This window comes from Bacteroidia bacterium (assembly GCA_027493955.1).
Classification (GTDB): Bacteria; Bacteroidota; Ignavibacteria; order SZUA-365; family SZUA-365; genus JAOSJT01.
This window is the reverse complement of the sequence record JAOSJT010000001.1, coordinates 2,694,843-2,720,545: the sequence shown is the minus strand read 5'-3', so window position 1 is coordinate 2,720,545 and position 25,703 is coordinate 2,694,843. Positions and strand designations below refer to the sequence as shown.

20 protein-coding genes, 1 pseudogene and 1 riboswitch are annotated in these 25,703 nt (G+C 57.4%); of the genes and pseudogenes, 18 read left to right on the top strand and 3 right to left on the bottom strand.

What is annotated here, in order from left to right; all coding sequences use genetic code 11:
- Nucleotides 1–5: 5 nt before the first annotated feature.
- The 7 genes from M5R41_10295 (at nt 6) to M5R41_10265 (ending at nt 9,656) form a co-directional block, all read left to right on the top strand.
- On the top strand, nt 6–614 hold the full coding sequence (locus M5R41_10295) for a hypothetical protein (protein MCZ7556777.1): 609 nt from the start codon (nt 6–8) through the stop codon (nt 612–614).
- Between the two features lie 68 nt (nt 615–682).
- Nucleotides 683–1,696, top strand: a complete 1,014-nt coding sequence (locus tag M5R41_10290) for a hypothetical protein (protein ID MCZ7556776.1) — start codon at nt 683–685, stop codon at nt 1,694–1,696.
- Nucleotides 1,693–1,878, top strand: a complete 186-nt coding sequence (locus tag M5R41_10285) for a hypothetical protein (protein ID MCZ7556775.1) — start codon at nt 1,693–1,695, stop codon at nt 1,876–1,878. The genes M5R41_10290 and M5R41_10285 overlap by 4 nt, the downstream gene beginning before the upstream one ends.
- 31 nt (nt 1,879–1,909) lie before the next feature.
- The gene (locus M5R41_10280) at nt 1,910–3,025 is read left to right on the top strand and encodes an IS4 family transposase (GenBank protein MCZ7556774.1); all 1,116 of its coding nucleotides are present in this window, start codon (nt 1,910–1,912) and stop codon (nt 3,023–3,025) included.
- A 385-nt stretch (nt 3,026–3,410) separates the two neighbouring features.
- Nucleotides 3,411–6,095, top strand: a complete 2,685-nt coding sequence (locus M5R41_10275; protein MCZ7556773.1) for a T9SS type A sorting domain-containing protein — start codon at nt 3,411–3,413, stop codon at nt 6,093–6,095.
- Nucleotides 6,096–6,277: 182 nt separating this feature from the next.
- A riboswitch (TPP riboswitch) is annotated at nt 6,278–6,378 on the top strand.
- Nucleotides 6,379–6,479: 101 nt separating this feature from the next.
- Nucleotides 6,480–8,924, top strand: a complete 2,445-nt coding sequence (locus tag M5R41_10270; GenBank protein ID MCZ7556772.1) for a TonB-dependent receptor — start codon at nt 6,480–6,482, stop codon at nt 8,922–8,924.
- Nucleotides 8,925–9,002: 78 nt separating this feature from the next.
- Complete coding sequence (locus M5R41_10265; protein MCZ7556771.1) at nt 9,003–9,656, top strand: thiamine diphosphokinase; 654 nt, start codon at nt 9,003–9,005, stop codon at nt 9,654–9,656.
- Nucleotides 9,657–9,737: 81 nt separating this feature from the next.
- Here the strand turns inward: M5R41_10265 and M5R41_10260 are convergent, their stop codons facing one another.
- Nucleotides 9,738–11,768, bottom strand: a complete 2,031-nt coding sequence (locus tag M5R41_10260) for a S9 family peptidase (protein MCZ7556770.1) — start codon at nt 11,766–11,768, stop codon at nt 9,738–9,740.
- A gap of 217 nt (nt 11,769–11,985) precedes the next feature.
- Here M5R41_10260 and sufB point away from each other — a divergent pair, with 217 nt between their 5' ends.
- The 11 genes and pseudogenes from sufB to M5R41_10205 all read left to right on the top strand — a co-directional run bounded on the left by sufB (nt 11,986) and on the right by M5R41_10205 (nt 23,846).
- Nucleotides 11,986–13,431 (top strand): Fe-S cluster assembly protein SufB, encoded by a 1,446-nt coding sequence (gene sufB, locus M5R41_10255; protein MCZ7556769.1) that lies wholly within the window; start codon nt 11,986–11,988, stop codon nt 13,429–13,431.
- Nucleotides 13,432–13,461: 30 nt separating this feature from the next.
- On the top strand, nt 13,462–14,232 hold the full coding sequence (gene sufC, locus M5R41_10250) for a Fe-S cluster assembly ATPase SufC (protein ID MCZ7556768.1): 771 nt from the start codon (nt 13,462–13,464) through the stop codon (nt 14,230–14,232).
- 13 nt (nt 14,233–14,245) lie between these two features.
- On the top strand, nt 14,246–15,574 hold the full coding sequence (sufD, locus tag M5R41_10245; protein MCZ7556767.1) for a Fe-S cluster assembly protein SufD: 1,329 nt from the start codon (nt 14,246–14,248) through the stop codon (nt 15,572–15,574).
- 37 nt (nt 15,575–15,611) lie between these two features.
- Complete coding sequence (locus M5R41_10240) at nt 15,612–16,856, top strand: cysteine desulfurase (protein MCZ7556766.1); 1,245 nt, start codon at nt 15,612–15,614, stop codon at nt 16,854–16,856.
- A complete protein-coding gene (locus tag M5R41_10235) occupies nt 16,853–17,308 on the top strand; it encodes an SUF system NifU family Fe-S cluster assembly protein (GenBank protein ID MCZ7556765.1) in 456 nt (151 codons plus the stop codon). The genes M5R41_10240 and M5R41_10235 overlap by 4 nt, the downstream gene beginning before the upstream one ends.
- Nucleotides 17,309–17,317: 9 nt before the next feature.
- Nucleotides 17,318–17,641 carry an SUF system Fe-S cluster assembly protein gene (locus M5R41_10230; protein ID MCZ7556764.1) on the top strand — a complete coding sequence of 108 codons (324 nt, stop codon included), beginning with the start codon at nt 17,318–17,320 and terminating at the stop codon, nt 17,639–17,641.
- Between the two features lie 253 nt (nt 17,642–17,894).
- Nucleotides 17,895–18,305, top strand: a pseudogene (locus M5R41_10225) (BrxA/BrxB family bacilliredoxin).
- 99 nt (nt 18,306–18,404) lie between these two features.
- Complete coding sequence (locus M5R41_10220) at nt 18,405–18,884, top strand: Rrf2 family transcriptional regulator (protein ID MCZ7556763.1); 480 nt, start codon at nt 18,405–18,407, stop codon at nt 18,882–18,884.
- 222 nt (nt 18,885–19,106) lie between these two features.
- The gene (locus M5R41_10215; protein MCZ7556762.1) at nt 19,107–20,126 is read left to right on the top strand and encodes a hypothetical protein; all 1,020 of its coding nucleotides are present in this window, start codon (nt 19,107–19,109) and stop codon (nt 20,124–20,126) included.
- 104 nt (nt 20,127–20,230) lie between these two features.
- On the top strand, nt 20,231–20,713 hold the full coding sequence (locus tag M5R41_10210) for a hypothetical protein (GenBank protein ID MCZ7556761.1): 483 nt from the start codon (nt 20,231–20,233) through the stop codon (nt 20,711–20,713).
- 52 nt (nt 20,714–20,765) lie between these two features.
- Nucleotides 20,766–23,846, top strand: coding sequence for a LamG domain-containing protein (locus M5R41_10205; protein ID MCZ7556760.1), 3,081 nt, complete (start codon nt 20,766–20,768; stop codon nt 23,844–23,846).
- A 133-nt stretch (nt 23,847–23,979) separates the two neighbouring features.
- On the opposite strand, the gene M5R41_10200 is transcribed toward M5R41_10205, so the two are convergent.
- Complete coding sequence (locus M5R41_10200; protein MCZ7556759.1) at nt 23,980–24,891, bottom strand: hypothetical protein; 912 nt, start codon at nt 24,889–24,891, stop codon at nt 23,980–23,982.
- A gap of 63 nt (nt 24,892–24,954) precedes the next feature.
- Entirely contained in the window at nt 24,955–25,572 is a 618-nt protein-coding gene (locus tag M5R41_10195) for a hypothetical protein (protein ID MCZ7556758.1), read from the bottom strand.
- Nucleotides 25,573–25,703 lie beyond the last annotated feature (131 nt).

The window sequence follows — 25,703 nt, the reverse complement described above, 5'->3', positions numbered from 1 at the left end:
GAGACATGTCTTCCCCATCTGAAAAGCAGCTTGCTACCCTGTCGAGCATAAGCGACACCATCCTTTCCATCTGGATCAAGCTCGGCGAAAAATATTCCGAGTGGACTGAAGCGAACATTCATGGAATGACGTATAGCAGGCACGTAACTGCCACGCTTAGGATCAGGTACGAAGATTACACCTATACCGAGGCGCAACGGGCGATCGGCTTCCTCATGAAGGTCAAATCAAGTTATCAGGCCATGTGGAACAAGAAGTGGCGTGCGGACGCAGAGAGTCGCTCCGCCCTAGCCTTGGAAGATGAGCAGATAAGGCAAAATTGTATGACTTGGGAGGCGGTAATCGAATGGATGACACGGGTGCACCCGTTTTACCAGTTCGTGCCTTGTTACTTCGACTTCGTGAAGCGCATTGGGCGGGACACGTATTGGATGAAGCGCGATAAGGTTCGGCCACTATTCACTCGGCGTCAGACCGAGGACAAACACAAAGCACTCAGACTCGATGAGGCGGGTTGGATGATAGCAAAAGCGTGGGATGCGGTGCAGTTGCCTGGTCACGATGGGACGCTTTTTGAACTCATTCCGAAGCTACAGTACCTGCTACAGGGTTGAAATTTGCAAATAGCGTGAAAACGCTTTGCAAATAGCGTGAGAATTTACACTACACCTGGGAGTTTTTCGTGCTCGGCAAGTTCGGCTCCACGCTCGTGGCCGTAGCCGCGGAATCCGACACCAGTGTCTGGGCTGTGGGCGATGTGGAACTCGGATATGAGATACCCGGCCTGTCGAGCGGGCGGATGAAGCGAAGGGCGAATGCATTTCACATCACTCCGAACGAGATCAAACCGTATGCCGTCGAACTGGACGAATATGGCCGCACGACCTACAGCGCCCTCGACGGAGTTACTGTCGAGGACGGAAACGTCACATTTTGGGGCCCAATCGCGAGTACGAAACTGCGAGGCGACTCGGCAACATTACGCTTCCACCGCGAGCTCAATGGCCTGTACATTGGCACTGGCAAAATAAAATCCGGCACCGATGGTCATGTCTACATGTTCGGGGGGCGAGGAAATCTGCTCCGCTTCATCGGTCCAAAGCATGAACGCTTCGAGCCCATCCCCACGGGCACGGCCAAGACGATAAAGTCGTTTGCGCAGGCCGGGCCGAATGAATTCTACATCGGCGGCTGGGATTATGACTCGACCGGAGGAATTTTCCATCACTTGCGGGATGGGATGATCACCCCAATATACCGTGAAACCGGTCGCGCCCATCCGATCACCTATGCCACCGCTATCTGGGCGAGCGAGGAGCGCCTGCATGCGGTATGCCCGGATTTCATCTACATGCAATCGCTGGTGAATCCCGCCGTATGGGATACTCTGCATATTCCGCCGCCTACGCCGGATCGCATCGTTGGCTTGCCAATCTGCGCAAATGGACGCGCGGACAATGATGTCTTCTATGCGGGGCATTATGCGACTGTCCTGCACTACAATGGCAGAAATCTGTATTTCTACGAGGAAATATCACGGCGATTCCCCAACGGCCTTGTCATTTATGACATCGCGGTTTCACGAAACGGCGTGTTTTTAGTTGAAACAGCAACAGTACCGCCATTTTCATTCGTGGCACCAAGGCGGCACAGTAGCCGTCAACATTTCTATCATCAAGAAAGGAGGTCTCCATGAGATCTGTCATTATCACCGCACTGCTCCTCGTCCTGCTCGCCGGAGGCCTCTCCGCGCAGGTGCAGACGACGTTCAAAACTGTCGCCGATGGACAGGAGCAAATCAATGGCGAAGATATCGCCGAACCCGAGTACTCCCTGACGGGGGGGGCTTTGGCCATAGGCGCTAACTTAAGAGCTTGACTTTTTCCGTGCGGTTTTGTACCTTTACCGCATGGATGCCAAGAGTCAACTTGAATACGAGTGGGCCCATCTTCTTTCCTTCTTTCCCCCTGATGATGTGCTGGAGCGGACGGCAAAGGAATTTGGGGCGATTACCCGGAAAAGGCTTATTGATAAGGCTTCAACCCTACTACGGCTAGCGTTTGCCTATGGGTTCTGCGAGATGTCGCTCCGACAAACAGCCGCATGGGCCGAGGTCATCGACATTGCTCATATATCTGATGTCGCCTTGATGAAGCGTCTGCGTCTCGCCTCGGACTGGCTCGGACATTTACTCGCTCTTAAGTTAACAGAACGAGCGCCGCCACCCCAGCTAGCCCATGCCGCACGACATCTACGTCTGGTGGATGCAACCACTATCAATCGACCGGGTTCGATGGGAACAGATTGGCGCGTCCACCTTGGCTTCAATCTGATGGATTTGAAGATTGATTCAGTGGAAGTGACCGATGTCCATGGCGGCGAAAGCCTCAAGCGCTTTCACTTTTGCCCTCATGATCTCGTTGTCGGTGATTGTGGCTATGCACATCGCGCGGGGTTCCATGCCGTGATCTCCGCCAAGGCTGATTTTCTTATTCGACTGAATTGGCAGAATGTGCCGTTATGTGATATTGCGGGAGACGCGTTCGACATCCTCAGAGCGCTCCGCAGTATCAGTGACGCGACACCGACGGAGTTTGCTGTCCGCACGCAGGCGGTACCGAAAGACAACATCCCGGCAATCCCCGCGCGATTGCTGGTCATTCGGAAATCGGAAGCCGCCGCGAAGGCTGCGCGTGAACGGGTCCTGCGCGAACGATCGAGAAAGAGCAGAACCATTGACCCTCGAACACTTGAAGCGGCGAGGTACATTATGGTGCTGACGTCCGTCCCCGCCGACGAGTTGAGCGCGCTCGATGGGCTCGAACTCTATCGGTTCCGATGGCAAATCGAGTTGGCGTTCAAGCGTCTGAAAAGCCTCCTGAATCTTGGCGAGGTCCCGACAAAGGATCCTCCCCTTACGCACAGCTACCTCTATGCGAAATTCCTGGCCGCTTTAATTCTGGAAGATTTGACGGAGGAATTCCTCTCTTTTTCCCCCTGGGGGCATCGACTTGTCAGAACGTAATCCATCGATTTGGCGTATTCAACGAGCTTTGATTGATGGAATTCGTTTTTGTATTCTCGGGAGGGTCTCGGCGCAGGACTGGTGTCGGGACGCCGAATCGCTCTTCCGACATTTCTTCAACGCGCCACGCCGCAGAGGCATGCAGCAAGCGCGAGTACTAGCAAATGATCTGGTTCCCATTTTTCCTTAAGTTAGCGCCTTTGGGGGCTTTGGCCCGACACTGCCTCCCATCTCCACCACATTGGATGCCAATACCAACTACCAAGTGCAACTTCACTCCGACAGAATTCACCCCGACATCCTGTACAAGCATCACAATTGGGATGGGAATATTGGAGAGTATAAGCTAAAGCATCTCTTCAATACTGGGAATCCACAAAATCCATTGCCGAAACGAGCACACTTCAAGTCTCCCGCCTCCGTTCAAATTTTCAACAACTTCGAGGAATTCGCCGACGACGGCACGGTGCGCTTTCGTGACCCCTGGTTTGTGGATGGCAACGGCGATCAGACCGGCGAGCCGAACGACTTTCCCTCGCCCTACATCCCGACGGGTAACGCGAATTATCCGGATCCATCGGACGCGGCGGTGTTTTTGGATCAACCGGTAACATCAGGCCGTCCGTTCTACTCCGCGGAGTTTCCGACATTTCTTTCGTGGGACCGCGGCTCGACGGTGACGCCGCCGCTCGCGCAGGGCGACTGGTCGCTGGTCAGAGTCTATGCGCGCGATGCGGATGATGCGGTGGTGTCGTTCAGCAGCGAGCCGAATGTCTACGAATTGTCTCAAACCAGGCAATGGCAGCGCACCGCCTCACTCGGGGTGGACTTGAAGTTCGAGAATCCGGATGCTCAGATCTTTGCGTTCTACAAAGCACACATGCGCGCAACGCAAGAGATCCCGCCTACCCGCGGCAACAGTCAGCGAAAAATTGCGGCCATGCGCTGGACCTGGGACTCCACCTGGTACCATGCCGTGTACGTCAGCGGCGGGCGCGTGTGGTACACCTGGACGGAAGACGCGGGCGACACGTGGCAACCGGAGGTGCTGATCAGCGACTTCCATCACAACGCATCAAATCCGTGTATTGCCGTCAAAAACGAGCACGATCCGGGCTCGCTCGCAGCTCCGACGATGATATACATTTCCTATGTCGATAACTCGGCGGGGGCTGTTGTGCTGAAAAGCAAGCTACTCTCGGAGCGACCCGATGCCTGGTATACGCTCGACAGTATCGCTGTGGCGGATCCACCCAACACGCACCCCGTCGTCGCGGCGGCAAGCTATAGCGAGAGCAGATACTGTGTGCTCGTGTACGAGGGGAACAAGCAAATGCGTTACTCGGTCTATAATGCCAGCTTTCCCCTGTACGCCGGTCATCAAACCAGTCAAGGCACTGCGAACGTGTTATTCAGCGATGTTCTTCTGGAGGACGGTCTCTGGGACTTCAGGCCGGATCAGCATCAGCCGGAGTATCCTTCCATAAGCCATTTGTATGCCTGCAACAATGCGAAACAGTTTGTTGTGGCATGGAGAGAAGGCATAACCGGACGCATGCGTTACAAGATGCTCACGATAGACGACCAAACGCCAGGAAGCACCGTCGTGGTGAATCCCGATGCAGCCAACGTTCCGGCAAACAGCATCAATATCGCCAACACCGCCGGGCCGTCCGTCACCAGTCAATGTTTCGGGGGGAATACTGTAGCCGCGATCGCCTACGAGATGGTAAATCGGGGTACTTTCCCGAATCCTGCGCAAATATCTCCGTTGGGTCTGTCCATGATGGGCCGCACGTTCATGCCAGTCACTTCCTTGTGGCCGATCGTCACTCCCGATCCTACTCTACCGATACCGACCGGTAACCGCGTGGCAGTGACGAGGTTCAGCGCGGCCGGAACCCGTGTGACTCAGGTCACCAATCTGCCGTCAACGCAAGCCGTAAAACCGGAACCGGTGTTGAATTTTTCGATGTTCAACGGTTCGATGGATTTTCTTGTGGCCATGAATCTCAGAGAGGTAGTACTACCGCTGACTTCAGTGGCGCACGAGATCGCATACGCGAGATTCCCTCACAATATGCCTGCAACTGTTGCAGCGAATGCCCAAGCCATGGGGTACTATCCTGCGATTTCCGAGTTGTACAAACCGTTGGAGATCTTCAGTACCTCTTGGGGGTATCCATCACCCGCCGATCCCGGATCGCCGGTGTTGCGCGAGGCTCTGCAATACCACGTCAACACCACAACCACAGGTCTGCGAAAGTCAACATCGATACTCGTCAGCGATCCGCTGCGCGAGCTAGTGGTGCGCAAAAACGACTCCTCCTACGCCATGTTCGGCATCGTGAAGCCGCATGTGATTGCCGCCGGCGAGAATTACACCGAGATTGAATGGGACCTCGAGGGTGACTCGCTGGATCTCCGGTGGTGGAGCGACATAGGCCGGTGCATGCGTACTGCGCCCTTCACCGTCCCGACCGGAGGCGCCGTTGAATACGGCAACGAGCTCTATGCCGAGTATCCGGCCGATCTGGACAGCAGCATGGTCGTGCTCGTGCGCTTCAGGGACGCCAGCAGCCATCAAGTGTTGCTCGAGAACAGCATCGACATGTATGGATATCAGGGCGATACGGCGCTGTATGTACTCGACAGACATGACCTGAGCAACATCGGCGGTTCGACGGTGTACATGTGCATAGAGCTTGCGGATACAACGTCTGCGGATGGGTGGGAGGTACAGGTTATCACCAGTCTCGATACGCTGCAGCAACAAAAAGCGATGGCGCACGACGCGCCGAGACCGACGGGGCTGACGCTTGAACAGAATGCGCCGAATCCTTTCAATCCGACGACCAGCATAAGCTACGGTATAGAAAGCGACGCGCACGTCGAACTGCTGGTCCATGATCACCTCGGTCGCAAGGTGGCGACCCTGGTACAGCAGCACACGGCGGCGGGTCGCCATCGCGTCACCTTCGACGCGCGCAATCTCCCCAGCGGCGTGTACTATTACCGCCTCAGTGCGCTCGGACAAAGCCTGACACGAAAGATGACGCTGTTGCGGTGATGCGCGCCGGGCGACCTATGCGGGATGCAATAACGTTGTACCGGACCACATGGCTGTGAGTGACGAGGGAATGGTAATTCCGCTCTCACCCTCTCCTTGAACACGGTTTCGAAATCGCCTCACAATCGTGGGGCGGTTTTTTTGTTTTTCCTTGCTCAAAGAAAAAATCCGTGCTACATTATTTCATTCACTCGGGGTGCTGCCGGAGATACCGGCAGCTGAGAATACACCCGTCGAACCTGACCCGGATAATGCCGGCGTAGGGAAGGAAGCCTCTCTACACCGTTGTTCTGCTAACCGCAGGGTCAACGGTTTTTTCATTCCCTCTCCCTCACCCATCCAACGTCAGGGTCGAGTCCCGGAAAACAACTCAGGAACCATGCCATGAGAACATTCTGGTTACTCGCCCTCGCAGTACACACGCTTCTGCAGGGCCCGCTTTTCGCTCAGTCCATCACCGGCCGCGTGAGCGACGCGCGCACCGGTGCGCCGCTCCCCTCCGCCAACGTGCTGCTCCAGCCGGGCAACCGCGGCGTGGCCACGGACGAAACAGGCCGCTTCTCTCTTCCGCAACTTCAGCCGGGCGAGTACACGCTGCGCGTCAGTCATGTCGGCTATCGCAGCGATGTGCGCACGGTGTCGCTCGGCAACGAAACTCTGACGCTCGCCATAGACCTGCAGCCGTCCCCCACGCAGGGACCGCTCATCGAGATCTCCGCTTCGCGCGCGACGGAGCGCTTTTCGCCGGTGACCTTCTCCAACATCGGTCGGGAGACGCTGGAACGCGAGTACTTCGTGCAGGACGTCCCGGTGCTTCTTTCGGACCTTCCGTCCGTGACCTATTACTCCGAAGGCGGCAGCGGCATCGGCTACAATTATCTCCGTATCCGCGGCTTCGACCAACGCCGGCTTGCCGTCATGGTCAACGGCGTGCCGCAGAACGATCCGGAAGACCACAACGTGTACTGGATCAACCTTGTGGACATGCTCGGGAATACCGAGGACATTCAGATACAGCGCGGTGCCGGCAGCGCGTTCTACGGACCTCCGGCCATCGGTGGCTCCATCAACATCGTGACGGGGGATTTTGCGGACAGAAAGGGCGTTACGCTGAGTACCGGCGGAGGCAGCTACAATACGCAGCGCTACGCGATTGCCGCGGGATCGGGATTGGTGGACGACACCTACACGCTGTACGCGCGTCTCTCGCGCATGAGCACGGACGGTTATCGCGATCATTCCTGGGTCAAAGCCAGTTCCTACTATCTTGCCGCGACGCGCTACGATACGGACGTCACAACGCGGGTCAACGTGTACGGCGGTCCGCTGGAAGACGGCTTGGTGTACACGGGCTTGCCGAAATTCGCGATCAAGGATCGGGACGCGCGCAGGAAAAACTACAATTACTGGGAAGCCGAGAACGGTGCGTACACCTATACGCAGGACAGGCGCAAACAGGAGCACGAGCAGTTCAGCCAACCGCATTACGAGTTGCTTAACGAGTGGCGCGCATCGGACGTGCTGACCTTCAACAGCGCGCTGTTCTATGTCGTGGGGCAAGGATATTTTGATTACGACGGGACGGGTTGGACCGACGCCGCGTATTACCGCCTCACGCCGGAATTCGGTTTTCCGAACGCGCCGGACCCGGGCAATCCCATCATTCGCGCCTATGTGGATAACCGGCAATTCGGCTGGCTGCCGCGCCTCACGCTGAAGCATGGCGGAGGGGCCTTCACTGCTGGTTTCGAGCTGCGCCGGCACCGCTCCGTGCATTGGGGCCGCATACAGAGCGCCGCGGGCTTGCCGGAGGAACTCGATCCGTCGCGGCATTACTATGAATACAAGGGCGGGAAGGATGTGGCCGCCGTATTCGCGCAGGAGCAGCTTCAACTGAGCGAGCGCGTCAACGTGCAGGGCAGCGTGCAGTATGTATTCAATCGCTACCGCCTGTTCGACGAAATGTATGTCGGTACGGATTTTTCCAGCGACTACCACTTCCTCAATCCGCGTCTGGGCATCAACTATAACATCGACGAGCGGTGGAATCTCTACGGCAGCGTATCGCTTACCAGCCGGGAGCCGCGGTTGAAGAATCTGTACGACGCCGCGGAATCCAGCGGAGGCGAAACTCCGCAATTCGCGCAGCGGCCCGACGGAAGCTACGATTTCACGTCGCCGGTGGTGAAGCCGGAACAGCTTCTCAATTCCGAATTCGGCGCGGGATACATTGCGGATGGCGTGCGCGTGCTCGTCAATACCTATGTGATGGATTTCAGCGACGAGATAGTAAAGAGCGGACAATTGGACCGCTTCGGGCAGCCCATTACCGGCAACGCGGAGAAGACGCTGCATCTCGGTCTCGAGCTGTCGGCGCAGCTGCGCTTGCTGCGCACGCTCACGTTGGACGTCAACGGATTGTTCAGTCGCAGCCGCCTCAGCCGCTACTCCGTGTTCGAGGATGACGGCAGCGGCGGCGTGCTCGAACGCAAACTCGACGGCAACCACATTGCCGGCTTCCCCGAGCAGCTTGCCAACGCAAAGCTCACCTGGCGCGACCGCGGCCTGTCCGTCGTGGCGCTGTGGAAGTACGTCGGCAAACAGTACACAGACAACGAACAAAACGAGGACAACAGCGTCGACGCGTGGAATGTGTTCAATCTTGCAGTCGGCTATCGCAGCACGGCATTGCCGTGGTGGAAGGCGGTCGAGCTGCGGCTTGCAGTGAACAATGTGTTCGACGCCCTGTACGCGCAGAGCGGCGAAGGCGATCAGTTCTTCGTCGGCGCCGAACGCAATTACTTCATCGATCTGGCTTTTGAATTATAATCAGGATGGTGGCGGACGGTGCAGCTCGCACTGTCCGCCGTCTCACACAGCCGTAGAATATCGGGACACGGAGCACCCATGGATACACCATACGCCTTGCTGATCTGCAATGGAGAGCAGCCGCAAGCTGCGACACTGCGCGAACTGGCCGCGAGGGCATCGCATATCGTCTGCGCGGACGGAGGCGCGAACGTGGCCCGCAGAACGGGCATTCAGCCGCAGCTCATCATTGGCGACTTCGACAGCATCACACGAGAGACGCGGGAGTACTATGAGCAGCGCGAAGTAGAATTACGATACTTGAGCAGGCAGAGCGATACGGATTTCGAGAAGGCCCTGCTGTATCTGCATGAGACCGGCCATTCCTCCATCGCGGTAGCCGGGGTAACCGGGGGGTTGCTCGATCACACGCTCGGGAATTTCTCCATCCTGCTTCGGCACAGCTCCCGCATGCGCATGGTGCTGTTCGATCCGCATTGCCGCATCGACGTCATCACGCAGAGTGCGGAGTTCCGTGCGTCACCCGGAGACCGCGTCAGCATCGTGCCGCTCGGGCGCTGCGAAGGAGTGCGCTACGATGGTCTGCGCTATGCCCTGGACGGCGGAGTGCTTGAAGCGGGAATTGCCGAAGGGACCTGCAACGAGGCGCTGGGCGAACGATTTACCGTACATCTCGCCTCCGGCGTCCTGCTGGTGTTCAGGAGATACCACGAGGACATGGCGCGGATGTGAGATGCGTTAAACGTTAAACGTTAAACGATGTATTACCGACCAACTCTCCCCTCGTTTAACGTTTAACGTTTAACTCCTCCGCTATTTCTCCAGCGGCATTGCGGGGATGGCGGGTGGCATGTCGCCGCCGCCGCGCTGCAGATAGGTGTCGAACCAGTCCATAGTGCGTACGAGATAGTCCAGGCGGCTGGTGTTCCGGCGATTTCCGTGTCCTTCGCCCAGATACCAGACGAGGCGAACAGGCGCCTTGCCGTGCAGCTTTAGCGAGCGGTACAGTTCCAGACTCTGGCTGGGATGCACGCGGGGATCCTCGGTGCCGTGCAGAATGAGCGTGGGCGTGACGCTGCCGTTGGCCCATTTCACGGGGCTGCGGTCGTACACCTTCTCGAAATTCTCATGTGTCCATATGCCCCAGTGCACGTGATAATCCTCCCAGGGAATGTCCGTGGTGTTGCGCTTGGATATCTGATTGGACACGCCGACAAAGACCACCGACGCGGCGAAACGCTTACTGTGCCGCGTGGCCGCCCAGGCGGAGAAGTAGCCACCGTAGGAGCCACCGCCGATGCCCACGCGCTTCGGATCCACGAGCTTCATCTTCACCAGCTCGTCAATGCCGTCCAGCACATCCGTGAATTCTTTGCCCGCGAGGTCGCCGAGACCCATTTTCGCATAGGCCACGCCGCGACCTGTGCTGCTGCGGTAATTCGGCATGAACACCACATAGCCCTTGGCCGCGGCTACCTGTCCCCAGTTGCCGTAACCCGTCACCCAGTCGTTTTGATACGCCGCTTCGGGACCGCCGTGTATGTCCACGATGAGGGGATAGGTTTTTCCGGGTGTGTAATCCAGGGGATAGATCAGCACGGAGGTGATTTCGAGACCGTCCTTTGCCTTGTACACAAAGCGCTCCTGGCGGGCGAGGCGGATGTTTGCGAGCCAGGGATTCGACGTGGTATGACGGGTGAGCGTGCCGTCCCGCCAGGTGAAGAGCTCACGCGGATGTGCCGGTGTGGAAGCGGCGAAGGATAGCACGCCTTTCTCCGCGGAGAAAGCGCCGAAGGCTACCGTGCCGCCTGCGATGAGCAGTGTATTGCCGCCGCTCTCGACGGAGAGTTCGCGCAGTGTGATGTCCACCCCTTCTTCCGAAGCGAAGAGCAACGCAGTGTTGTCTTTCCAGGCGATATCTATCACCGAACCCTCGAAGCCGGCGGAGTAATTGCGCAGTTCCTTGAATGGTTTGGGGCTGTTCCTGTCCGCAATGAAAATACTCTGCTCCTTGGAGTCCCAGACCTCTACTGCTGAAATGAAGGCCAGTTTCGATCCGTCGGGGCTCCAGGCCAATTTGCCGAGTTTTCCGGGATTTTCGACCAGCAGGGTCATTGCGCCGCTCGCGGGATCGATGAGATGGATGCGCTTGAACATATAGGACATGTCCACCGTATTTTCGTTCGCCACAGCCGCCGCGATGCGGCTGCCGTCTGGGCTCCACTCGATGTCAAACACCGAGACCCCACTGGTCAGCTTTTTGCTGGTGTTGGTGGCGAGGTCCAGAATGTGGACACCACGTTCGGCGTTGAGTTCCTCGTACACCTGCGCATCGAAGCCCTTTTTCCGCGCATCGGCCAGGGCCGCAGGCTGCGGATCCGTGGCGAGGAACGCGAGCCTCTTTCCGTCGGGCGAGAACGAATAGTCGGATACCCCGGTAGCGCTGGTGGTGAGCGCACGCGCTTCGCCGCCGCTGAGGGACATCGCATACAGCTGCGCACCACCGTTGTTATCGAGCACGCCGAGGAAGGTCACCTGTGAACCATCGGTTGTCCATCCGAGGGAGTAGACCGCCCGCTTTGCGGAAAGGAAAGTGCGCGATTGTCCGCTCTGCGTGTCGAAAAGCACGAGATCGCGGTAATCGGGCCCTGCCGGATCGGTGAAAGGACGCGGCGCGAACACCGTGTAGGCGATATGGCGGCCGTCGGGAGATACGGCGGTTTCCAGCACCTGCCGGATATCGAAAATGTTGCGTGTGGTGAGAACGTCGTTCTGCGCGGACACGCCGGAAACCAGCACGGCGATGAGCACCAGTATCAGGGAGAAGCGGATGGAGTTACGCATAGGTTGGACAATCTGTTGAACATACAATCAGTGGCATCGTTCAAGATAGAGATTTTGGGGATTTTTCCATCCTGTCTGAATGCGCTTTTCACCACAATTTTCGGCAGAATGCCGCCACTGGGAATTTTTTTGCGTTTTGGTCTTGTTTTGGATAGACAATCTTGACAATTTAGTACAGATTGTGCGAACGAGGACACGCAGCACCAAGGACACAAGAATGAGCACCGAAACACAAGAACTTCAGGAATTGACCAGCGGTGAATACAAGCACGGCTTCGTCACCGAAATCGAATCCGATACCATTCCCAAGGGATTGAGCGAAGACGTTATTCGCCTGATCTCACAGAAAAAGCAGGAGCCGGAGTGGATGCTCGAACGACGGCTGAAGGCCTTCCGTCTCTGGCAGACGATGGAGGAACCCCGCTGGCCCAATGTGCATTACGAGCCCATCGACTACCAGGATATCTCCTATTATTCTGCTCCGAAAGTGAAGGACGCTCCGAAGAGTCTCGACGAGGTCGATCCCGAGTTGCTGGCCACCTACGCCAAGCTGGGTATTCCGCTGCACGAGCAGGAAATGCTGGCCGGCGTTGCGGTTGATGCTGTGTTCGACAGCGTGTCAGTGGCGACAACCTTCAAAGACAAGCTGAAGGAAATGGGAATAATTTTCTGTTCCTTTTCCGAAGCGGTGCGCGAGCATCCCGAGCTGGTCGAGAAGTATCTGGGTTCGGTTGTCCCCGCCGCCGATAATTACTTTTCTGCCCTGAACACCGCCGTATTCAGCGACGGCAGCTTTGTCTACATCCCGAAGGGTGTGCGCTGCCCGATGGAGCTTTCGACCTACTTCCGCATCAACAGCAGCGAGACCGGGCAGTTCGAGCGCACTCTCATTATCGCCGACGAAGGTGCGTATGTGAGCTATCTCGAGGGGTGCACGGCACCGATACGCGACGAGAACCAGCTTCATGCGGCAGTGGTGGAACTGATCGCGTTGGACAACGCGCAGATCAAGTACTCGACGGTGCAGAACTGGTATCCCGGCGACAAGGAAGGCAAAGGCGGCATTTATAATTTCGTGACCAAACGCGGAAAATGCGCCGGCATCAACAGCAAGATCTCCTGGACACAGGTGGAGACCGGTTCGGCCATAACGTGGAAATACCCGAGCTGCATTCTCGCTGGCGACAATTCCGTGGGCGAATTTTACTCCGTGGCGGTGACCAATAACCGTCAGCAGGCGGATACCGGAACCAAAATGATTCACCTGGGCAAGAACACGCGCAGCACCATCGTGTCCAAGGGCATCTCCGCCGGCGAGAGCCAGAACACCTATCGCGGTCTGGTGAAAATTTCCAAAAATGCGCATGGGGCCCGGAATTTCTCCCAATGCGATTCCATGCTTCTCGGCGACAGATGCGGCGCGCACACCTTTCCCTACATAGAAAACGCCAACAGCTCCGCCCAGCTCGAGCACGAGGCCACGACATCGAAAATCGGAGAAGATCAGATTTTTTACTGCAACCAGCGCGGCATTTCCACCGAAGATGCGGTGAACATGATCGTCAATGGTTTCTGCAAGGAAGTGTTCCGCGAACTGCCCATGGAGTTCGCTGTGGAAGCCCAGAAACTGCTGGGCATCAGTCTTGAAGGAAGCGTCGGATAATACCAAAACGAAAGGATACAGGAGTAATTCATGCTCGAAATCAGAAATCTTCACGCGGCGGTCGAAGGGAAGCAGATCCTCAAGGGATTGAATCTTACCGTGCACGCGGGTGAAGTACATGCCATCATGGGTCCCAACGGATCGGGCAAAAGCACTCTCGCAGGGGTGCTGGCGGGCCGCGATCTGTACACCGTCACAGAGGGCGAAGTCCTCTACAATGGTCAAAACCTGCTCGATCTCGCACCGGAGGAGCGGGCCCGTGAAGGGATTTTTCTCGCCTTTCAGTATCCTGTCGAAATTCCCGGCGTGAGCAACTCCTATTTTCTCAAGGCTGCCCTGAATGCCGTGCGCAAGGCGCGCGGCGAGGCCGAACTCGATGCCGTCGATTTCCTCGCGCTGATCAAGGATAAAATGAAGCTGGTGGAAATGAATCCGTCACTGCTCAATCGGCCCGTGAATGAGGGTTTTTCCGGCGGTGAAAAAAAGCGCAACGAGATTCTGCAGATGGCGGTTCTCGATCCTCAGTTAGCCATTCTCGACGAAACCGATTCGGGCCTCGACATCGACGCGCTGCGCATCGTTGCCGGCGGCGTAAACAAACTGCGCAGGCCGGACAATGCCGCCATCGTCGTGACGCATTATCAGCGTCTTCTCGATTATATCGTCCCCGACGTGGTGCATGTGCTTGTGGATGGACGCATCGTGAAATCGGGCGACAAGGACCTGGCGCTGCATCTCGAGGAAGAGGGGTACGACTGGGCTCGTGAACTGATGGCGGAACCTGCCGCGCAACCCGCGTAACGGAACAAGGACAATGAATAACGAACAGGCAATTCAACGCTTCCGCGAACACTTCGACCGCTTCGAGCGCACGCTCAACGGCGAATCAGCTACCCCGCTTCACGGTCTGCGACGCGAGGCTATCGGCACTGTTGAGCGCCTCGGCTTCCCGACGCTCAAGCAGGAGGATTGGAGATTCACGAACATCGGTCCTCTTTTCGCCACGGATTTTGTCCCCGCCGCCCTCGTACATGCTGCGTTGCCGCAACGTAGTGCTCTGCAGCATTTCTTCGAGGGCCTGCATGACGCCATAACCATGGTGTTTCTCGACGGCATCTATGCCCCTGCGCTTTCCACGATGGAGTCCCTTCCCGATGGACTGACCGTGCGGTCGCTTGCGGAGATGACAAGGCCAGATCCCGCCCTGCCGGGTGGCATGCATGCGGATATCTCGGAGGGTACGCAGGCCTTTCCGGCGCTCAACGCGGCATTCCTCGTGGATGGAGCCTACATACATCTGCGGCGCTCTGTCGCCTCTGAACGTATCGTGCATATTTTGTTTCTGAGTTCCGCAACCGAGGCGCCGCTGCTCGTCCAGCCGCGCGTACACATTGCCGTGGAAGAGGGTGCATCTCTTCGTGTTGTCGAGCAGTATGGGTCCTTGGCCGGCGCAGCACATTTCACCAACGCTGCGGTCAGTGTGGAAATCGGACCCAATGCCGGGCTCGAGCACGTGGTCGTGCAGCGGGAAAACACGCAGGCGTTTCACATAGGCATGACGCACGCCCGGGTCTCACGTGACGCCCGGTACAGCAATCGCTACTTCGGTTTCGGCGCGGCAATCACGCGCAACAACATCACTGCCGTATTCGAAGGTCAGCATGGCGAGACCGTGCTGGAAGGCTTGTATCTCCCCACCGAGACGCAACATATGGATCATTTCACCGTGATTGACCATGCGCAGCCGCATTGCGAAAGTCACGAGCTGTACAAAGGTATTCTCGACGACACGACGCGCGCCGTGTTCAGCGGCCGCATCATCGTGCGTCAGGATGCGCAGAAAACCAATGCGAAGCAGTCGAATAACAACCTGCTTCTTTCAGACGACGCGAAGGTGAACACCAAGCCGCAGCTTGAGATCTACGCCGACGATGTGAAGTGCACGCACGGCGCCACCGTGGGCCGGCTTTCCGACGATGCACTGTTTTATCTTCGCAGCCGCGGCATCGACGCCGGACAGGCGAGGAGTATACTTGCCCATGCCTTCGCGGCGGAACTGGTTGACCGCGTGAGTATCGAATCCCTGCACGACTCTCTCAACGCGCTGATCAATGCGCGACTGGACCGCAGCACCATCAGCTAAGGATGCAGCCATGTGGCAACACGAATCCGCCACCGCGATGAGTACACCGCATCTCTTTACGTCGCATTTCGACGCAGATCGCGTTCGCGAGGACTTTCCCATCCTCGCGCGCACTGTCCGTGGTCGTCCGCTGGTGTACCTGGATAACGCGGCGTCCACGCAGAAGCCGCAAGCCGTGATCGACGCGGTGTCGTCGTTTTACCGCGAGGACTATTCCAACGTGCATCGCGGCGTGCATTATCTCAGTCAGCGTGCCACGGATCTGTACGAAGACGCGCGACGCACGGTGCAGCAATTCCTGAATGCGGCGAGCGACGATGAAATCATTTTCGTGAAAGGCACTACGGAGGCGATCAATCTCGTCGCGCAGACGTATGGACGCGCGAATGTGCGCGAAGGAGACGAGATCGTCGTATCGGCCATGGAGCATCACGCGAATATCGTGCCGTGGCAGATGCTCTGCGAAGAGAAGGGCGCGAAGCTGCGTGTTATTCCGATGAATCACGACGGCGAACTCCTCCTCGACGATTTCGAATCGCTGCTCGGACCGCGTACACGCATCGTATGTGTGACGCATGTGTCCAACGCGCTTGGTACCGTGAATCCCGTACGCGACATCATCAGAATGGCGCATGCGCACGGTATTCCTGTGCTCGTGGACGGGGCGCAGTCCGCCCAGCATCTGCCCATCGATGTGCAGGAATTGGACTGCGATTTTTTCGCTATGAGCGGACACAAGATGTACGGTCCGACTGGCACAGGTGTGCTCTATGGCAAGCGCGCACTGTTGGATGCCATGCCGCCATATCAGGGAGGTGGAGACATGATTCTCTCCGTCACCTTCGAGAAAACGATCTATAACGAGGTCCCGTTCAAATTCGAAGCCGGCACACCGAACATCGCCGGTGCTGTCGGGCTCGCCGCCGCACTCCGCTATTTCAGATCTCTGGATCTCGAAGCGCTCGTTGCACATGAACAGGAGCTGTTGCGGTATGCCACCGAGCAGCTCGCCGCCATCACCGAGCTGCGGCTGGTCGGCACGGCGAAGGAAAAAGCGAGCGTATTATCCTTTACTCTGTGCGCTGTGCATCCGCACGATATCGGCACGATACTCGATCAGGCCGGCATTGCGGTGCGGGCGGGTCATCACTGCGCGCAGCCGGTGATGAAATTCTATGGGATACCCGCGACGGCGCGCGCTTCATTTTCGTTTTACAATACGCGCGAAGACGTCGACGCCCTGGTGCGCGGCGTGCACAGCGTGCTGGAGGTATTTGCGTGATCGATGAAATACGAGATCTCTACCAGGAAGTGATACTGGACCACAATAAGCACCCGTACCACTTCCACGCCATGACGGATGCAGACGCCACACTGGAGGGATTCAATCCCCTGTGCGGTGATCATTACACGTTTTATCTGAAATACGACGGCAGCACGATTAAAGAAGTCAGTTTCGAAGGGAGCGGCTGTGCCATATCGAAGGCCTCCGCCTCGATCATGAGTTCTGTGCTCGAAGGCAAAACCCGCGAGCAGGCTGACCGGCTCTTTGAATTGTTCGTCGGCATTATCACCGCGAAACTGGATCCGTTGGAGCACCTCGACGAACTCGGCAAGCTCGCCGCTTTCGCAGGGGTGTCGGAATTCCCCATGCGCGTGAAATGCGCGACCTTACCCTGGCATACCATGCACGGGGCGTTGCATGGCGAGAACCAGCACGTGACTACGGAGTAGCTGATGGGCATGCTGAAAGACGAGCAACTGCGAGAGATAGACGAGAACGTCGTGCACGTCATCAAGACCTGTTTCGACCCCGAGATACCCGTCAATATTTATGAACTCGGGTTGATTTATCAGATTCGGGTGAAATCGGACGGCGCCGTGACGGTGAACATGACGCTCACCTCCCCGAACTGTCCCGCCGCGCAATCCCTCCCCGCAGAGGTGAAAGAGAAGGTCAGCCAGATCAACGGTGTCACAGCGGTGGATATCAATATCGTCTGGGACCCGCCCTGGAGTCCGTCCATGATGTCCGAAGCGGCACGGCTTGAGCTGGGGTTCTTTTAGCAGAGAGCGTAGAGCAGAGAGCATAGACATGCGTTCCGTATGCGTGTGCTTCGAACAATATTATGACATGAACAAATTTTAAAGTATGCACATTAGGAAGCACAGGTTGCAGCACATGAGCGGGCGTATCGCACAGACTGGCTCTCCGCTCTCCGCTCTTTGCTCTCCGCGTTTTCTCCGCACTACCAGGTTTTCACAGTTTGAAAGGATCGATTGATATATGTTTGAGAATATTTCCGTTTCCCGTGGACCGATGTACGATCCGGTTGCGGTGCAGCCCATGCGCGACGAACTGACATTTGTCGGTTTCGAGGAACTGCTCACGCCGCAGTCCGTGCATGATGCCGTGACGCAGACCTCCGGAACGCTCTTCGTGCTCGTCAACAGTGTCTGTGGCTGCGCGGCCGGCAGCGCTCGCCCGGCAGCCACCGCAGCCCTCCAGCACTCTGTCATTCCCGACAGGTTCGTCACCGTGTTTGCCGGTCAGGAGCGCGATGCCGTGGACGCGATGCGCGGCTACTTCCCGGGCTTCGCGCCGTCCTCCCCATGTATGGCGGTCCTGCGCGGCGGAAAGCTCGAGTACATGCTTCAGCGCCACGATATCGAAGGACGCGGGGCGGAGGACATCGCGGCGGAACTCCGTGAGGTGTTTGATCGGATGTGCACCCGGCAGGGACCGTCCATTCCCGCCGAGCGGTATGCCGAACTCGATCATGCGCGCATGTGCGGGTCGAAAATTCCCCGTATCGACGGATAGAGAACAATGAAGTTCAGCTCACAGGAAGAGTACGGGCTGCGCTGCTTGCTGCAACTTGCGCGCAAAGGGCAGGGCGCTTCGATGACCATCGCGGAAATCAGCGATGCGGAAGGCATTTCACAGGCCTATGTGGCAAAGCTGCTTCGGCTGCTTCGGCTTAACGGCTTTGTGGACAGCGTCCGCGGTCAGGAAGGCGGCTATACACTTTCGATGCCGACAAGTGACATGCATGTGCTTGACGTCCTCGGAGCCTTGGGCGGTCGCTTTTACAAGCCCGGCTTCTGTGACAATTTTTCCGGAACGGAGGAGGTGTGCACGCACACCTTCTCCTGCTCCATCCGCCCTCTCTGGCGACGCGTACAGACCGCAATCGACGAAGTGTTGGGAGAAACCACTATCGCCGATGTCCTGGACGCTCCCCATGATACACCTCCCCGCGTCGCCATCCCGAGGGAGTCACTCGTCTCTACCCGCTCCGCCTCCTAGTACCCTTTCACTAAGAGACATTTCCGACACGGCAGCTCCGACGGGAGTATCGAATACTGTGCTTCCACCGCATTTTTCGCGGGAGCTTGCGGATGTATACGGTTCACCGCCACCTGATCCCGCTTGTCGGAGGCCCTGGTGAGACGCTGTCGTACATTATGCCGAGGTTATCGTATTTCTGTATATTGAATGTTCGGAATAGGACGGACCGATAACAGACACATGCGAACCTACACGCCTGATCAGCTCCTGCTCATGACCCTTCGTGGGGAACTCGACAGAGTTTCGTCCGAAGCGATGGTACGGTATTGCATTGAACGGACTGTGGGCATCATTCAATGGAGCAACGGTCAGTCGGTGTACGCACAGAACAGGTTGGGACTCGGTATTGAGGACCTGGCGTTCGATATTGTCGCCGACCTTGTCGCGGAACAGGATGATACGGGATGCGCGCTCTTGCGCCACGCGCTGCTTCAGCTTCCGCATGAAACCGAAGAAGAGCGTCGCATGAGTTTCGAAGGGACGTTGATCAGAAATGTGACGCAGTCCCTTTCGCGCTTGCTGGGTGAATTCAACCGCGCCCAGTACCTGCTCCTCCGCTCGCTGCGCAGCGGCGTACGGCGTCGTACGGACATCGTGACACTGGATATGCTGGACGGGCGCTGGTATATGCGACATGACACCGCGCACGCCTTTCTTGAGCGCGAGTCCATACCCTGGGAGCAATTGCGCATGCACATACGCACTTCCGGGGTGCAGGGGAAAGCCCTTGTGTTGGAATTACTCGAAGATACGCTCGATATGCTCGATGCGCAGTCCGAATATCGGAAAGCTGTCCGTGAAAGCGATATTATCCGCATCGCCACTGAGATTTTCGCCTCGCAATTGCAGACGGTCGCCGATATTGAGAGTCTCGACGATCAGAACAACGATATCACGAGCACGATGCAGAGTGTCGATAGTTATCTTCTCTCCGCAATTGATGATGTCCGGCAGAGGTTGGGAGAATTCTACGACGATACCCAACGTTTGAGTGCGAACGAGTTGGACGCCTTCGTTGCCGCAGCGCAGGAATATCTGCAAGCAGCGACCGCCGGCGAACGTCTGACGCTCTATTCCTGTCTGCGCGGGTCAATGCCGGGTCTGACTCGGCTCAGATACCGAGAGACGTATCGTAATCGATTTGAGTATTTTATCAGAAAAATCACGGAAAGACTTGCGGTCTATGTAAACGCCGAATGATACGCGCCTGCAAAAAAAATGTTTTTTTTTTAAGACATTTTCAGCAGTAAGCACGTCTGGTCCTATATATACTAGAGAATTGCACCATTAACACGCGGTCCGCCATGGAACACCTAACAATTCAGCAGCTTCTCATGCTCGCATGCCGGGGTGAGAGACCAGTGCACGTGGCCGAATGCGCATTTTGCAGGGAGCAACTTGACCTGGCGAAGGATTATCTCGCCTTTTCAGAAAAGATCGCTCAGCAGCGCATGAGCGAAATGGCCTCATCCGATGAGCCGCAGGAGTTCGTCTCCAGCGCAAACTATCGACTCGCCGCCCAGACCCTTGACATCGGACCTGTGATGTTCCGACTGCGCAGGACCTGGTATCTGAACAACAACTCCGTCGTGCTTCGCGTCATCGAGGACATGCAACGGAAGGTGTTGACCGGCTTTCTGATCAGCGAGCACGAGAAGTCCGCTCACACCAGGGTACGTTTTGACGGTATCGACAAGGAGTATACTCCGGATCTGAACGGAGTGTTTGAAATCGGTTCGGCGAGTATCGAGATCGAGCCGATGAACGTTACGCTATCCGCCAGCTGAAGAGCGCGCACGGTATTGCCGGTCATGCATAGCATTGAATGTGGGCTTGCTCATGGATGAAACACCGGGAACACGGGGGTACATCCGCACGCCCGCCGATCTGGACGCCGCGGCGCGCGCGCTTGATCGTTCTCTGGCTCAGACGCGGTCCCCGCAAAAGCGATTTCTGCTGATAACGGATTTCTATACACAGATCCGGGCGGTGCCGGAGGATTGGCAGCAGGGGTATGTGCTCTATCTCGCGCCGGGTCTGATCGAACTTGTTCGTCTTCCTTATGTTCCATCGCTGCCTCCGGAAAATTGGGCGGCAGCCCTGGATTTTTTTGCTTTCGTGCGTGCTCAGGCGTGGGCGGACCGCTTTACACAACTCGATGAAGCGTTCGCGGAGGCCGCCGGCCACGCCGCGCTCACGCATGCGTTCGTATCCTCCCTCCGTGAATTCCATCGGCTTTGCCTGCGTCACGCATTGCTTACAGTGCAACTCGATGAGAATGACTGGGCGCGCATTTTCGGTTCGTCCGCGAGCGCCTATGAAACGTTCCGCAGCTATATCGGCACCCTGCGTGATCGGACCGAAGTACACCTCGACTGGCTGTACGCGTCATTGGAAACCTGGACGGCGTTCCGCAATCGTGCGGGCGCGGTATCTGTGGTCATGCTCGAGGAGGATCATCTCGATCGCCGTCCCCTCGGACGCGTACTGTTGATGGACATCCACGGCTCCGTGAACGGGACCGGCGGCACGCATGTGGGAAATGTCCTTGGTCAACAGGGAGTAACGACACTTGAGCAGTTGAAGGAGGCGCAGCGACAGGGCGAGCGTCTGCTCGCCGGAAGCTTGTCTGTCCGCGTTCCACACCTCGAAATCACCTTCGCGCTTCATGAAGGAAGTGCGGAAATCGTCGGTGAATCACTGGGGCTCGCCGCCGCCGCGGGACTCGCGGCAACCCTGAGCCAGAGGATGAACCTGTCGGAACGCTGGACGCTCCGCCCGACTATTGCCTGTGTCGGTAGTCTCGACACGGAAGGGAATGTCGAGGACCCCGGCTGGACAATCATCGAGCATAAAATTCGCACAGGATTTTACTCACCTCTCGAAGCCATGGTCATTCCCGCTCCGCATCGGGAAGCGGCCCGCCACCTGGTCCACCGTTTACAGCAGCGCTATCCGAACCGGTCGCTGGAGATGTACGGAGTTCAGCGACTCAGCGATCTGCCGCTCCTGCACGGTGTAATGGGGGTGGAGCACCGCTCCAACGCGCAACGTCTGCGGGAGTTTGTCCGCCAGCATTCCGTCGCGGTGCTGATCACGGTGGTGGTGGGCCTGCTGTTTGTCGTGGGCTTTTTCGCGTACAAATCCTATGTGGATTATCCGAATCTGGAACTGTCGCTCGGCATCGATGTCGGAGCAAATGCCGTCGTATTCAATCCGCGAGATTCCATCACCTGGTGTCTGCGCGATTATGCCATCGTGCAGCCCTCGGTGGTTGACTTTGGTGACCTGGAAGTCGGAGATGGCTTCACGCGGAATTTCTGGCTGTGGAATTTTTCACCTGGCACGCTGGATGTCAGTCTGTCGGTCGAGGGCCACGATGCCGGCGATTGGTATCTGAACTGGCGCAACGGAACGCAGGAGGTCCTGTCCACCGAACAGCTTCAGTTCTCTGTCATGTATTCCCCGCTCACCCCCGGCAAATCGAAGCGTGCGCGCTTGGTCTTTCGCGATGCGGCGACCGGCGCCGCTTTGCATCAGCTGGAGTTGCGCGGCTCGGCCGGAGCGCCGACGGATGCAGGGTACGCACTGCAACTGGACGGAAAGGATGACCATATCTTTTTTGGGAAGCGCAGCACCGCCTTCGATGTGCCGGAGGGGACGTTTGAATGCTGGGTGAAGCCATACTCCACAACACGTGCCATGATTCTGCACAATGGCATTGCACGGCAGGCCGAGCCGTCGACAGAGGATCTCTGGTTCGGCTTTCTCTCGCCCACCACACTGTACATACGTGTAGGTTCCGAAATCGGACTCGTGAATCTCCCGCCTGCGCTTGTGCTCGCTCCGGGAAAATGGACGCATCTCGCGCTCGCATATTCGATCCCCGGAAGGAGCGTCGCGGTGTACGTCAACGGCATCGAGCTGGAACGGAGGAAGACGGATTTCATTTTCGAGGGACCGGGTTCCGCGTTCGTGACCATCGGCGCACAGAATACCTCACGCAGCCGCGAAGCGTTCTTTCACGGGGAGTTGGATGATGTGCGCTTCTGGTCGGTGTTCCGGACAGCAGCCGAGATCCGGCGAAGTATGCACGGAACCGTCCCGGGGCTCACACCGGGATTGAGCGGCTACTGGGATATGGATGCAACGGTGGAAAACACCGTGTTCAACGCAAATCTGCGCGCCCATTCCGGCATCCTGCAAGGGCGTACAGCCGTGGTGCGCTCAACTGCACCGGTGTCACACCCGACGCGGCATACGACGCTGATCGCCGGTCCGAGAGGGAAAACTGCCGTTCAGCTTTCGGCGGGTCGCTATCTCGCTTGTGCACGCTGGCCGATGCAACGGCATGGCGACGCCACCTTCGCGTTCTGGTTTCATCAGTCCGGAGCGCCGGCAATTCACTTCGCCTACGTCAACGGTGAACGCGGATGGATTGCTCTCGAGGACACTGCGACTTACACGTCGGTTGCAAAACACTGGTTCGTTCGTAAACCCGAAGCCGGCTGGCATCACGCGGTACTCACCACGAACGGTGAGGGAGATCTGGCTCTGTACATTAACGGACGGCTCTTCGACCGCAACCGAACGACCAATAGCGGATTGCACGATTGGCATTATCGCTTCGAAGGATTACAATTGGGATTTCGCTTCGATAAGCAGCAACAACTCAGCTCGAAGTACTACAACTGGTACCACCCGACACTCAACTATCCCAGAGCATACGCGGACTTGCATGTCTGGCAACGTGTGCTCTCGGCGGATGAGATCGCAGAGCTCTACGGCGGCACGCGTCTGCCCGAACGCGGTCTCGTCGCTTCGTGGAACTTCGACAGGCAACCCGACTCCTACCTCAATTACCAGGACAACGTGAACGGCCTGCTCATGCATGTGAAACAGGTTCGCGCCTGGGAGTGACCGTCGGTCTCATTGAACCGATGGACACTCCTTTACATACGGTTCTGCCGCAATGGCGATGGAAAACGACCAGGCACGGTCGCCGGAGCTTCCGTGCCTGTGTCGCGGGAGATCGCGATGTGAAATCGCTCAATTATCTGTCGCAGCCCACAAGTCTTCTGAAAAAGCCGATGATTTTCTTGTGATGCACGATGACGGCGGTGAAAAGAGATGAGGTCCCACCGACGATGACCGCTCCGATGATTTGCTTCTCGGGTCCGGCTCCGGCATATCGTTCGGCTCCGGTTATGGCGCCGGCAACGTCGGCCGCTACGATCATCTGTCCGGGACTCGCGTCCTCGATGGTGATATCCACGGGCTCATTCGATGTCTTCCCGAGAGCGTTACGATCGAGAGAGAGGGCGAGGGAGAGGACGCGTTTCCAGTAGGCGAAACTGTGCTTGGCCACAGCGATTGCGATACGCGGAGCCGACTCGGCGTTTCGGTCTGCAGGCCAGGGCTCCGCGAGTATGTCCATCTCCAGCAGTGCGAGTCCCTTCTCCACTTCTGCGAAGGTCCCGCGCGTTGCAAGCACCTTCCCCAGCTTCCGGAGGAAGCGGTTCTCGCGTTCTGTGTATTCCGGATTGTTCAAGCCGGCCAAAACGGCGCGATAATCCTTCGCCGGATCGCGCGCGATACCCTGGTCAATGCAGGCGTCGGAAAGCGCCGCATCATAACTGGAGAAGGCAACCCATTCGCGTGTACGCTCGATCATACGTTCCACCATCGCGGTAGACGAGACCGTATCGCTTGCCAGCAAGCCGGTCAAGCCGGCGTGGACGATGTCGTTGTGCCGCAACCCGACGGATTCGAAAGGATTGCTGTAGTTTGTCACTCCGTACACAACGACGGATGGGTCGACCACTGCGCTGCTGCGGCCGGGGGACACTGCGGTGGACTCATCGTCTTTGCTGCAGGCCACGGCAATCAACGCGATTACCAGGACCACGGAGAGCGCGGGCAGCATTGCCGGGACGCGGCGGATGAATGAAGGCATGGTCTTCATGAAGACTCCCTAGTTTATTAATGTGATGTGAAGTTGCGCACCGCCGTAGCGGTGCCTTTGTAATCAACGGAGGATCAGCGCGGGAAGATTTTGTCGGCGTTCTCCTTCGACGACAGAGGTCAGATCAATGGAGAAGGTGAAGAACGAGGCGATACGAATGCCGATGCTCGTATTGGTCTGCGTCGTACCACTCCGGGGTAGCCAAAGAATGCCGGCCGTACCGACGATCTCAGCATTGTCCAAAAACCGCCACGCCGGACGTATCCCGGCGTAGAGCAGCGTTTGCCGGTGCTGCACGTCGGCAGCTGAAGGATAGCTGATGGCGGAGCTCCATCCGGCATGGACGGGGAGTATGAACATCGGCTCGGCAAGGAGCCGCACACGCAAGCCCGCAGCGAGGGCGGAGTGCATGCTCAGCTCATTCGTTGCGTTCATGTGTCTGCCGTCGAGAAGTATCGCCCCTTCAAAGCGTAGCTGCTCCGTGAGGTCTACGGACAAGACATTGGTGAGACCGAAGCTGCGGCCGCTGTGCTGCCCCCCGTGCAGTTGCACGAATGCACTGCTGTGTACACCGAAAGGGGCCTCTGTCTGCAGCCATGATACGCCGTCCTGCCCGTTCAGCGGAGAGCAGCCGAAGAGTACGAATAGGGCGACAAGGCTGTGTGTGAAATGGGTAAGCATGATTCCTGTCCCTGTGTGTGATACAGTCCCCGTTCCGCTTCCCGTCCCTTGTGGAGTAATGGGTAGCGCTGTGCAATATCGTGCAGGCTATCTGTCTGTACAATCCCAAAAATTGTGACCACCTGATCCGT

Excerpts from the sequence above, each read along its gene's own strand:
- M5R41_10295 (MCZ7556777.1), top strand. The coding sequence starts at position 6 with ATGTCTTCCCCATCTGAAAAGCAGCTTGCTACCCTGTCGAGCATAAGC.
- M5R41_10285 (MCZ7556775.1), top strand. The coding sequence starts at position 1,693 with ATGAGATCTGTCATTATCACCGCACTGCTCCTCGTCCTGCTCGCCGGA.
- M5R41_10280 (MCZ7556774.1), top strand. The coding sequence starts at position 1,910 with ATGGATGCCAAGAGTCAACTTGAATACGAGTGGGCCCATCTTCTTTCC.
- M5R41_10270 (MCZ7556772.1), top strand. The coding sequence starts at position 6,480 with ATGAGAACATTCTGGTTACTCGCCCTCGCAGTACACACGCTTCTGCAG.
- M5R41_10265 (MCZ7556771.1), top strand. The coding sequence starts at position 9,003 with ATGGATACACCATACGCCTTGCTGATCTGCAATGGAGAGCAGCCGCAA.
- M5R41_10260 (MCZ7556770.1), bottom strand. The coding sequence starts at position 11,768 with ATGCGTAACTCCATCCGCTTCTCCCTGATACTGGTGCTCATCGCCGTG.
- sufB (MCZ7556769.1), top strand. The coding sequence starts at position 11,986 with ATGAGCACCGAAACACAAGAACTTCAGGAATTGACCAGCGGTGAATAC.
- sufC (MCZ7556768.1), top strand. The coding sequence starts at position 13,462 with ATGCTCGAAATCAGAAATCTTCACGCGGCGGTCGAAGGGAAGCAGATC.
- sufD (MCZ7556767.1), top strand. The coding sequence starts at position 14,246 with ATGAATAACGAACAGGCAATTCAACGCTTCCGCGAACACTTCGACCGC.
- M5R41_10240 (MCZ7556766.1), top strand. The coding sequence starts at position 15,612 with ATGAGTACACCGCATCTCTTTACGTCGCATTTCGACGCAGATCGCGTT.
- M5R41_10230 (MCZ7556764.1), top strand. The coding sequence starts at position 17,318 with ATGCTGAAAGACGAGCAACTGCGAGAGATAGACGAGAACGTCGTGCAC.
- M5R41_10220 (MCZ7556763.1), top strand. The coding sequence starts at position 18,405 with ATGAAGTTCAGCTCACAGGAAGAGTACGGGCTGCGCTGCTTGCTGCAA.
- M5R41_10215 (MCZ7556762.1), top strand. The coding sequence starts at position 19,107 with ATGCGAACCTACACGCCTGATCAGCTCCTGCTCATGACCCTTCGTGGG.
- M5R41_10210 (MCZ7556761.1), top strand. The coding sequence starts at position 20,231 with ATGGAACACCTAACAATTCAGCAGCTTCTCATGCTCGCATGCCGGGGT.
- M5R41_10205 (MCZ7556760.1), top strand. The coding sequence starts at position 20,766 with ATGGATGAAACACCGGGAACACGGGGGTACATCCGCACGCCCGCCGAT.
- M5R41_10200 (MCZ7556759.1), bottom strand. The coding sequence starts at position 24,891 with ATGAAGACCATGCCTTCATTCATCCGCCGCGTCCCGGCAATGCTGCCC.
- M5R41_10195 (MCZ7556758.1), bottom strand. The coding sequence starts at position 25,572 with ATGCTTACCCATTTCACACACAGCCTTGTCGCCCTATTCGTACTCTTC.